At 67.7% G+C, this 9,740-nt stretch carries 9 protein-coding genes; 4 read left to right on the top strand and 5 right to left on the bottom strand.

Translation table 11 applies throughout. The features are described from left to right. Nucleotides 1-39: 39 nt before the first annotated feature. Nucleotides 40-879 (bottom strand): GNAT family N-acetyltransferase, encoded by an 840-nt coding sequence (locus ABGB08_RS48970; RefSeq protein ID WP_347605605.1) that lies wholly within the window; start codon nt 877-879, stop codon nt 40-42. Nucleotides 880-909: 30 nt separating this feature from the next. Beyond that, nucleotides 910-1,419, bottom strand: a complete 510-nt coding sequence (locus ABGB08_RS48965) for an HNH endonuclease (RefSeq protein WP_155349935.1) — start codon at nt 1,417-1,419, stop codon at nt 910-912. 323 nt (nt 1,420-1,742) lie between these two features. Here ABGB08_RS48965 and ABGB08_RS48960 point away from each other — a divergent pair, with 323 nt between their 5' ends. Further along, nucleotides 1,743-3,812, top strand: coding sequence for a prolyl oligopeptidase family serine peptidase (locus ABGB08_RS48960; RefSeq protein ID WP_347605602.1), 2,070 nt, complete (start codon nt 1,743-1,745; stop codon nt 3,810-3,812). A gap of 73 nt (nt 3,813-3,885) precedes the next feature. Here ABGB08_RS48960 and purU read toward each other — a convergent pair whose 3' ends face one another. Further along, nucleotides 3,886-4,734, bottom strand: a complete 849-nt coding sequence (gene purU / locus ABGB08_RS48955; RefSeq protein WP_155360287.1) for a formyltetrahydrofolate deformylase — start codon at nt 4,732-4,734, stop codon at nt 3,886-3,888. Nucleotides 4,735-4,849: 115 nt separating this feature from the next. On the opposite strand from purU, the gene ABGB08_RS48950 reads away from it, so the two are divergent. Continuing rightward, nucleotides 4,850-5,287: an NUDIX domain-containing protein gene (locus ABGB08_RS48950; protein WP_347605599.1), complete on the top strand. Its 438-nt coding sequence runs from the start codon at nt 4,850-4,852 to the stop codon at nt 5,285-5,287. Nucleotides 5,288-5,319: 32 nt separating this feature from the next. Here the strand turns inward: ABGB08_RS48950 and ABGB08_RS48945 are convergent, their stop codons facing one another. Both ABGB08_RS48945 and ABGB08_RS48940 read right to left on the bottom strand, forming a co-directional pair. Then, nucleotides 5,320-5,823 (bottom strand): GNAT family N-acetyltransferase, encoded by a 504-nt coding sequence (locus ABGB08_RS48945; protein WP_347605596.1) that lies wholly within the window; start codon nt 5,821-5,823, stop codon nt 5,320-5,322. Next, nucleotides 5,820-7,391, bottom strand: a complete 1,572-nt coding sequence (locus ABGB08_RS48940) for a tetratricopeptide repeat protein (RefSeq protein WP_347605593.1) — start codon at nt 7,389-7,391, stop codon at nt 5,820-5,822. Before ABGB08_RS48940 ends, ABGB08_RS48945 begins: the two co-directional genes overlap by 4 nt. A gap of 324 nt (nt 7,392-7,715) precedes the next feature. Between ABGB08_RS48940 and ABGB08_RS48935 the strand changes: the two genes are divergently transcribed. Beyond that, on the top strand, nt 7,716-7,976 hold the full coding sequence (locus tag ABGB08_RS48935; RefSeq protein WP_155360292.1) for a hypothetical protein: 261 nt from the start codon (nt 7,716-7,718) through the stop codon (nt 7,974-7,976). Between the two features lie 510 nt (nt 7,977-8,486). Continuing rightward, the gene (locus tag ABGB08_RS48930) at nt 8,487-9,560 is read left to right on the top strand and encodes a mechanosensitive ion channel family protein (protein ID WP_347605590.1); all 1,074 of its coding nucleotides are present in this window, start codon (nt 8,487-8,489) and stop codon (nt 9,558-9,560) included. The last annotated feature ends 180 nt before the right edge of the window (nt 9,561-9,740 follow it).

Genomic DNA, 9,740 nt, shown 5'->3' with positions numbered 1-9,740 from the left:
GACCCAAAGTGCGGGTGGGTGGGGAAAAACCGCAACGTTTCAGGAGAAGGTGATGGTTGCGTAGTCGGATACCGGGACGTACCCGATGGATTGGTAGATCGAATTGGAGACGGGGTTGGAGAGGTCGGTGAACAGGAGGACCTCGGTGGCGCCGTCGTCGATGGCTTTGCGGGTGGCGGCGTAGGTGACGGCTGAGCCGTACCCGTGGCGCCGGAATTCCGGGGGCGTGAAGACAGGGCCGATGCGGGACATGCCGGAGATCGGCGTCGATACACCCGCCAGCGAGACCGGGCGACCCGCGAGTTCCCACCAGACGAGCTCGTTGCGATTCAGGCGAGCCGAGACGACCGGCCCGGGGTCGGCGGAGACGTCGACGTGGGCCTCGGTCTGGAAGGCGCGGAACCAGTGGACGGCGGTCGGGAGGTCGTCGAGGGTGGCCACCCGCGCCCGGCCTGGGCCGTACAGGGCGGAACGGCCGTCAGGGCCGCCGGGCGCGACCAGCATCGCGAGCCGGTAGAGGCGCTCCGAGCGGCGTTCCTTCTCCGGCTGCCACCAGGCGGAGGCGAAAGTGGACACGGTCTCCACCGGCCCGGTCACCCCGGGCAGCTCACGACCGCGATTGACCAGCTGCCCCACCAGAGCGGGCAACTCGGCGAACGGGGACGACCCCAGCAGCAGCGGATACGGCGGCGTATGACATAACGCCCCCCGCACCTCCCCATGCTCGACAAACCAGCCCATCAAGGGATCCGAGTACTGACCGCTCCGGATCCAGCGCAACACGGTCAGCAGGACCGTGTTGCGCACGTGGTCCCGGAGCAGCCAGGGCTCCGCTGCTTCGGCGTAGGCCGACACGTCTGAGGTGAGCGTCCACGTCATGATTCGATTGTGCCCGTCCGATCAGCGAGTTCAGGCCGCCGACTCCGTGAGATAAGGAGCCCACTGCGGATCACCGTCGAATTGTGCACCAATCAGCCGCCAGTGCGCACCGCGTGGCACGGCTGGGCTGACGCGGAGCGACCACCCGATCTCTTCCAGCAGCTTGTCCGCCTTGCGGTGATTGCAAGGCATACATGAGGCGACGCAGTTCTCCCACGTGTGCGGGCCACCCTTGGATCGGGGGATCACGTGGTCGATGGTCTCGGCCCGCTGCCCGCAGTACGCGCAGCGGAAGTCGTCCCGGCGCATCAGCGCCGCCCGCGTGAGCGGGATCCTGGACCGGTACGGAATACGGATGTAGCGGCGCAGCCGGATCACGGACGGCACGTCCAGAGTCCGGGTGGCCGATCGGAGAACCGTGCCTCGGCCGTCCCGGTGGACGACGTCGGCCTTCTCCCTCAGCACCAGGATGATGGCCCGGTGCAGGGAGAGCGTGGTGAGCGGTTCGTAGGTGGCGTTGAGGAGCAGGACTTGGCGCATCAGCCGGCCTCCACGGCAGTCTCGGCAGACCTGGCGGCCGACCGGAGAGCGGCGAGTCGCAGAGCGACGACTGTGCGCCTACGTTGCGGCCCCACCTGTTGGGACTCGGGTGTTTCCTTCACGAAGACCTCCGCCGGACGGTCCAGCGGATGGTCACCACGGCACCGTCCTCAACCAAAGTGTGGCCTTTGCGATGACCTGTCCGCCACCCCATAACCTGGGCAACTGATACGCCTGGTGCTCTTTATGCCCCGGCGATCATCTTTTTACTCCCCGGTATTGGGGGTACGAGTCTGTCGGTGGCCTGCCCTAAAGTGCGTGACATGACGCGACCGCCTTACCCACCGGCTCGCCGGGCCGAGATCGTCGACGACCTGCATGGCACCTCTGTGCCCGATCCGTACCGATGGCTGGAGGATCCGGACGCGCCCGAGGTGAAGGAGTGGCTGGAGGCCCAGAGCGAACTGCTCGGGCAGGCCGGGCTGGCCGGCCGGGAGCGCTTCCGCGGGCGGGTCGAGGAACTGCTGAAATCGGGGTCCGTCGGGGCCCCGACCTGGCGCGGCGACAAACATTTTTTCATGCGCCGCACCCCCGAGCAGGAGCACGCGGTGCTCTACGTGGTGGACGAGCGGGGCGAGCGCGCCTTGATCGACCCGATGGCGCTGGATCCGTCCGGGCTGACCACGCTCGACTCCTGGCAGCCCGACAAGGAAGGGCGCCTGCTGGCGTACCAGATCTCGGTCGGCGGCGACGAGGAGTCCCAGCTGCACGTGCTGGACATCGAGAGCGGCGCGGTGGTCGAGGGCCCGATCGACCGGTGCCGGTATTCTCCGGTGGCCTGGCTGCCCGGTGGGGAGTCCTACTACTACGTGCGCCGGTTGGCCCCTGACCAGGTGCCGGAGGGCGAGGATCAGTACCACCGGCGCGTCTACCTGCATGTTCTCGGCACACCCGCCGACGACGACGTGATGATCTTCGGGGCAGGGCTGGAGAAGACCAACTACTACGGCGTCTCGGTCTCCCGCGACGGCCGCTGGCTGACGATCTCCGCCTCCCGGGGCACCGCGCCGCGCAACGATCTCTGGATCGCCGACCTGGAGTCCTCCCCGCGCGAGTCCCCCACGCTGATCACCGTCCAGGAGGACGTGGACGCGCAGACCGGCCTGCATTTCGGCCGGGACGGCAGGCTCTACGTGTTCACCGACCGGGACGCGCCACGCGGCCGGGTGTGCGTGGCCTCGCCGGAGGCTCCCGGCCACGAGAACTGGCGGGACCTGATCCCGCAGGACGCCGAGGCCGTGCTGAGCGACTTCGCGATCCTCGACGAGCTGGACGATCCGATCATGCTGGTGGGCTGGACCCGCCACGCCATCGCGGAGATCTCGGTGCACCGCCTGTCTGACGGCGTCAGGACCGGCGTGGTGCCCACCCCCGGCCTCGGCACCATCGGCGGCATCTCGGAGCGCCCTGAGGGCGGCCACGAGGCCTGGTTCGGCTACACCGACAACACCACCCCGCCCACGATCCAGCGCTACGACGCCAGAACCGGCGAGACGACCCTCTGGGCCGCCTCCCCCGGCTCGGTGGAGGTCCCCCCGGTCAGGACCGAGCACGTCGTCTACTCCTCGGCCGACGGCACCGAGGTGCACATGCTGGTCATCTCCCCCGTCGACGGCTCGGGACCTCGCCCCACCGTGCTGTACGGCTATGGCGGCTTCGGCATCTCGATGGCGCCCGGCTATTCGGCCTCCATCCTGACCTGGGTCGAGGCCGGCGGGGTCTACGCGATCGCGCAGCTGCGCGGCGGCGGCGAGCAGGGCGAGGAGTGGCACCGGGCCGGGATGCTCGGCGCCAAGCAGAACGTCTTCGACGACCTGCACGCGGCGGCCGAGCACCTGATCGCCACCGGCGTGACCACCTCGGCGCAGCTGGCCATCTCCGGCGGCTCCAACGGCGGCCTGCTGGTCGGCGCGGCCCTCACCCAGCGCCCGGAGCTCTATGCGGCGGTCGTCTGCTCCGCCCCGCTGCTGGACATGATCCGCTACGAGCAGTTCGGCCTCGGCGCCACCTGGAACGTGGAGTACGGCTCGGCCGAGGTGGCCGAGGAGTTCGCCTGGCTGTGGTCCTACTCGCCGTATCACCACGTCCGGGAGGGGGTGGCCTACCCGGCGACGCTGTTCACCGTGTTCGCCTCCGACACCCGGGTGCATCCGCTGCACGCCTGGAAGATGGCGGCCGCGCTGCAGTTCGCGACGTCCTCCGACCGCCCGATCCTGCTCCGCAACGAGACCGAGGCCGGACACGGGGCCCGCTCGGTCAGCAAGACGGTCGCGCTGGCCGCCGACCAGCTCGCCTTCCTCGCCACCCACACCGGGCTGGCGCGCGAGTCGTAACCCCTGCTCGGGCCCGGATCCGTTCGAGGCGGAAAATTTCCGCCTCGAACGTCTGTGACGGCGTACGGGCGCTCTAACGCGGGAAGATGACGGTCTTGTGGCCGTCTAGGAGGATCCGGTGTTCGGCGTGCCAGCGGACGGCGCGAGCCAGGGCCTGGCATTCGAGGTCCTTGCCGATGGCGACCAGGTCGGTGGCGGAGTGGGTGTGGTTCACCCGGGCCACCTCCTGTTCGATGATCGGGCCCTCGTCCAGGTCGGCGGTCACGTAGTGCGCGGTGGCGCCGATGAGCTTGACGCCACGGGCGTGCGCCTGGTGGTAGGGCTTGGCGCCCTTGAACGACGGCAGGAACGAGTGGTGAATATTGATCACCCGGCCGGAGAGCTTGGCGCACAGGTCCTCGGACAGGACCTGCATGTAACGCGCCAGCACCACCAGATCGGCCCGGTAGTGGTCGACCAGGGTGAGCACCTCGGCCTCCTGCCTGCTCTTCGTCTCCGGCGTGACGGGCAGGTGGTGGTAGTCGATCCCGTACGACTGGGTGAGCGGTCGCAGGTCAGGGTGGTTGGACGCGACCGCGACGATCTCGATGTCGAGCAGCCGGGAGCGCACCCGGTAGAGCAGGTCGTTCAGGCAGTGATCGAACTTGCTGACCAGCACCAGGACCCGCGGCTTCACCGCCCGGTCGAAAAGTTGGAGATCCATCCGGAACTCGGTGGCGAGGGCGGCGAAGGCGACCCGCAGCTCGTCCACCGGCACGTCGCCGGTGAACTGCACACGCATGAAGAAACGATCGGCTTCGGGGTCGCCGAACTGCTGGCTCTCGGTGATGTTGCACCCGCGCCCGGCAAGTAACCCGGAGACGGCCGCGACCACCCCTGGCCGGTCCGGGCAGGACAGGGTCAGCACATATTCGGCGTTCATCGGGATCCCTTGGCGCGCGTGTCCTTCGGCTGAGCATGATATCGCTCTCCCCGGATATCACTGTCCCGGATGTTCCGGAGATAGATCGTCCGCTCCGATGGCAGGATGGGCGATCGTGGCTGACTCACGACCCGCGGCCCGGGTTCTCTGCGTGGACGGTCAGGGCCGTGTGCTCCTGCTCCGCTGGCACGATCACGTGAGCGATGTCGTCTTCTGGGAGCCCCCCGGCGGCGGGATCGAACCCGGCGAGACGCCTCTGGAAGCGGCTCGCCGCGAGCTCGCCGAGGAGACCGGGCTGCCCGGGGACAAGGTCCTTGACCAGTGGATACCGGTCGAACGCGACTACCACTGGTTAGGCGTGCACTACGTCAAGACCGAGCCGTTCTTCCTGGCGCGCTTCGACACCACTCCCGACGTGGCCTCCACCGAACTCACCCCGGAGGAGGACGGCACCTACCGCGGCCACGCCTGGCACTCCCGGGCCGACCTGGCCGCGCTCCCCGAGCCGATCGAACCCCCGAACCTGCTCACCATTCTCGATCACCTGCTATGAACCGGCCGGAAACTTTCACCGGCCAGCCGTACTCACCTGATGAAGTGACCAGAATTCACAGGAATTAGTGATTTTTCGCCATAAAGAACGACGGCGTCGCCGCGGACTTCGCGGCTGAGTTCGCGCCAGCCGTACTTGCGGTAAAGCTCGATCGCCGCCCCCTGCTGCAGGGTGGTGTCCCCGCGCAGGAGGCTGTAGCCCAGCTCACACGCCCGCTGTTCGAGCAATTCCAGGATCTGCGCGCCATAACCCCGCCGCTGATACTCCGGATGCACCCGCAAACGGCACATTTCCGCCGTGTTCTCATCCAAACGGCGCAATCCGCCCATAGCGACGATCCGGCCGCCGGGCACCTCACCGACGAGGAATTCGCCCCGATCGGCCAGATACACCTCGCTGATCCGGGGGAAATCGTCCTCGTAGTAGACGCCGTCGCCGGGCGCGAGCCCGACTTGGGCAAGGCTGATCTGGTGCAGCGCCCAAACCTGGTCCAGATCGGACCACCGGTAGCGCCGCACCCGTAACGGGAAGCTCATAGACCCCCCACCAGATCGCCGAGATCCAGCTGGGCCCGGTCCAGGGCGACTTCCCTGAGCCGGTCCAGGCCCTTGATCTCGCCATACTTGCCGGTGATGCCGCCGATCAGCTCGTTCACCCTGGCTATCACCAGTTCGGTGCGGTGGATCTTCTCGATCATCTCCAGCGCCCTGGTGGCCAGCTGCACGGCCTCCTCGGGCTCGCCCTCGATGAGGCGGCACTGGGCCAGGTCGAGCCGGATGAGCGTCTGGTCCAGCGGCTCGCCCTCGTACTGCCCGAGGGCCTGCTCCAGCACGACGTCGGCCTCGAGCGTCTCGCCGAGCCGCACGAGCACGTCGCCTTGGTAGAAGTAGAGCTGGCGTTCGGTGTAGCCGAACGCGGTGTCCTCCTGCTCGGACGGGACCATCTGGGAGAACGCGGTGCGGGCCCGGGACAGCGCCCGCTTGGCCTGGTCGACCACGTCCTTCTTCTGGCCGTTGCTGCCAGCCAGCATGGCCAGCGCCCTGGCCTCCACGACCGGGGCCATGGTCTTGGCCGCACAGGGCGTCTGGCCGGCCATGTCCCGGCTCTTCTTGGCCAGCGTGAGGGCCTCGCGCGGGTCGCCGTAGTAGAGCGGGACGAGCGCCTCGCGGGCCACCACCCAGGCGCGCAGCGCGCGGTCGCCCGTCTCGTCGGCGGCGGTCCGCCCGGTGCGGAAGAAGGACCGCGCCAGCCGGTGGTCGCCGAGATCGATCATGATCATGCCGCACAGCCCGGAGAGCTGCGCCGCCATCCGGCAGAGCCGCTCCTGAAGATCGACCGGCTGGCGTCGTTCCATCGCCTTGCGCACCGCCGCGAATTCCAGCAGCACGTCACAGAGCAGCCGGAGCGGCGGGGTGTTCATATATTGGCGGCCGAAGCCGACCGTGGATTCCTCCCACTGATCGAGCATCGCCGGAGAGACGGTCGCCGACACCATCGTGTCGTCCATCCGCCGCCTGATGTTCTCAACCGCACCCAGGACCTGACCGTCCAGGCTCACCGAGGTGCCGGCGAGGAGCTTCAACAGCGTCCTCCGTAGCACGTTCTCGTCCTCCTCGCCCCCGCCCGTTGAGGGGTCACCGCCGTCCGAGAGGACCAGCAGCTCGCGCGAGACGGGGGATGTGTCGGATCTTCCGTCTTGCAGGTCGCCACCGCGGACTACGCCCGGCATACGGTGACCATGACCGCAGATGCACGGACCGTCGTAGCCCAAGGCGACCGGTTCGACCCGGTAGACACAGCAGAGGTAGTGGAGGTACTCGGGCCCGGGGCGTTTGAGTCCGGATTCATACGCGGACAGCAACGTCTCCCCGATTCCCGGGATTGCCTTCCCGTCCCGCTCGAAAAGGGCGCGCACCTGCTCGATCACGTCGGCGAGCGCGATGCCGTTCGAAAGCCGGTGGGATTTGATCCGGGTGGTGCCGAACAGCGGCGAGCATGTCTCGAAGATCTCTTCGGCGACGCTCGCCAGACTCCGCCCAGCGGCCAGGCCTCGGGCCCGGACTCGCCTCGCGGTCTCCGTCTCCTTGTGTTGCCTGCCGGACATACCGGCCCCTCTCTCGTGGCCAGCCGTACGCGCCGCCCACATGTCCCGACCGGTCCTCATCTACTGACTCAGCGTAACGCTAAGGTTGCACTGCGCCCAACCAAATGATGGACCAGTTTTGTCCGGCCCGGTCCCACTGTCGAACGTGCTGATTAAGGATCGTCCACCCCCGGGCTGGTTCTTTCAACCCACTTGGTGTTAACCGCATCCAGGGCTGCCTTTCCGCTTCGTTGACCGGTGCGGCCTTGTAAGTCATCTTGGGCCAACCAGCACCGAAACGCAGAGCCGCAAATCACCGAAAGAGCCCGAGAAGGAGGACGAACGGTGGGGGAGGACGATTTCGGGCATCTGGAGCGTCTTGCTTCAGAGCTCGGCACTCGGGGATTTCACGCGCGGGTGGTGCACAGCCAGACCGGCCGTGCCTTCGTCCGCGTGATCAACCCGAATGCGACCAGTCTCACCGAGAACGTCGTCTGCAAGGCGGCGGACTATTGGTGGTCCTGGGGGGAGCGAATGCACCGGGCGGACGATCCGGCCGGTGCCGCGACCAAGGTCGCGCGCGTGCTCGCCGCGGTAGGCGAATAACCGAATGATCGCACCGCCGCGACGAACCAGGTGAAGCGCAGTCACCTTGGCTCGTCGCGGCCACCGCGGCTCCACAGGGCCGGCGGGATGCCCGGTGCGGAACGCTCCCCTCGCGGGGAACGTTGTGGCATCCCGCCGGTCCCGAAACCGGCGGATCTGATTGGTACTGGTACGGAATTTCCTGGGCCCTCGGGTCCACGCAGTCTCGGGTACGGCTCCGGCGCGGAGCCGTACCCGGCTGGCTGCCATCCGGCACGGGCGACCGGGCTGGATGGCTGTTCGGGGGGTCCCCCTCTCGGAGAACGGCTTGGGATGTGCTTCCGGGTGCACGTCCCGGTCCTGCCAGCCGTCACAGGAATGTCTGCCCCTGCCCTCCGCGGCCCGGGGTCAGGCACTCACGTCTCCCCGGCGTAATGTGACGTTGGCCGGTTCGCTCGGCAATATGGTTTAGGTTGACCTGCGTCGACCTCACCTAGCGCCGAATGAACCGATCCGAGGGGGATCCACCTCGTGTTCCTGCTCTCCCCGAGCCCGAGCCCGACATCGAGCATCACGCCCAGCCTCACCCCCAGCGTGACGCCAAGTTTGTCCCCCAGCCCCACCCCCAGCCCGACGTCAATCATCGATCTCCACCAGGCGGGCCAGAATCTCGTCGAGGCGTGCACCAAAGGCGAAGGCCTGGTCTGCCCGATTCTGAATGCCCTACTCCCGGCGCGGGCCGCCTACCCCCAGTGGATCCAGCTGGTCGCCGGGGTCGCCGATGTGATCCTTATCATCCTGCTGATCTTGCTCGCGGCCATGGTGGTCAGGAAGATCGCGCATAGGCTGATCACCCGGATCACCCTGCGGGCCGGTGAGGGCGTGCTGCCGGACCGGCTCCGCCGCGCCGCCACCCCGGAGGACGCCACCTCCGCCATCCTCAGCGAACGGCGCAGACAGCGCGGCGACACCCTCGGTTCCGTGCTGCGCAGCATCGCCTCGGTGGTCATCCTCGGCACCGCCTTCCTCACCATCGCCACCAAGATCGGCATCCCGATCGCGCCCTTGCTCACCAGCGTCGGCGTGCTCGGCGTGGCGGTCGGCTTCGGCGCGCAGGAGCTGGTCAAGGACTTCATCGCCGGCATGTTCATGCTGGTGGAGGATCAGTACGGGGTCGGCGACGTGATCGACACCGGAGTCGCCATCGGCACCGTCGAAGCGGTCACCCTGCGCATCACGCGACTCCGGGACGCCGACGGCAAGGTCTGGTACGTCAGGAACGGCACCATCACTCGGGTCGGCAACGAGTCCCAGGGCTGGTCTCGGGCGGTGGTGGACGTTCCGGTGGCGTACGACGCGGATGTGACCCGGGTGCAGGACCTGCTGAAGGAGATCGCCACCCAGCTGTGGGAGGACGAGAACTTCCACGACACGGTGATCGTCGAGGAGCCGCAGGTCTTCGGCATGGAGCAGATCTCCGACTCCGCCGTGATCTTCCGGGTGAGCGTGAAAACCGTGCCCGGCGAGCGCGCCAACGCCGCCCGCGAGCTCCGGCGCCGGATCAAGCGCGCCTTCGACGAGCAGGGCCTCGTCTTCGCCGCCTGATCCGGCGCGCCCTATTCCGGTGCGCCTGATTCGGTACGCCTGATTCGGTACGCCTGATTCGGTACGCCTGATTCGGTGCGGCAGAAGAATCATCATCCGGCAGGAAGGTTCGCGGGATGAGAATCCTCCCCCGGGGGAAATCTTCACCCCCAGGCCCCGCGACTTTACTGGCGAGTAGCT

The organism is Acrocarpospora sp. B8E8 (genome assembly GCF_039871605.1).
GTDB lineage: Bacteria > Actinomycetota > Actinomycetes > Streptosporangiales > Streptosporangiaceae > Acrocarpospora > Acrocarpospora macrocephala.
Note: the sequence above shows the minus strand (reverse complement) of the source record. Positions and strands in the feature narration are given on the sequence as shown.

Coding starts and splice junctions, on each gene's coding strand:
- ABGB08_RS48970 (WP_347605605.1), bottom strand. CDS start 879: ATGACGTGGACGCTCACCTCAGACGTGTCGGCCTACGCCGAAGCAGCG.
- ABGB08_RS48965 (WP_155349935.1), bottom strand. CDS start 1,419: ATGCGCCAAGTCCTGCTCCTCAACGCCACCTACGAACCGCTCACCACG.
- ABGB08_RS48960 (WP_347605602.1), top strand. CDS start 1,743: ATGACGCGACCGCCTTACCCACCGGCTCGCCGGGCCGAGATCGTCGAC.
- purU (WP_155360287.1), bottom strand. CDS start 4,734: ATGAACGCCGAATATGTGCTGACCCTGTCCTGCCCGGACCGGCCAGGG.
- ABGB08_RS48945 (WP_347605596.1), bottom strand. CDS start 5,823: ATGAGCTTCCCGTTACGGGTGCGGCGCTACCGGTGGTCCGATCTGGAC.
- ABGB08_RS48940 (WP_347605593.1), bottom strand. CDS start 7,391: ATGTCCGGCAGGCAACACAAGGAGACGGAGACCGCGAGGCGAGTCCGG.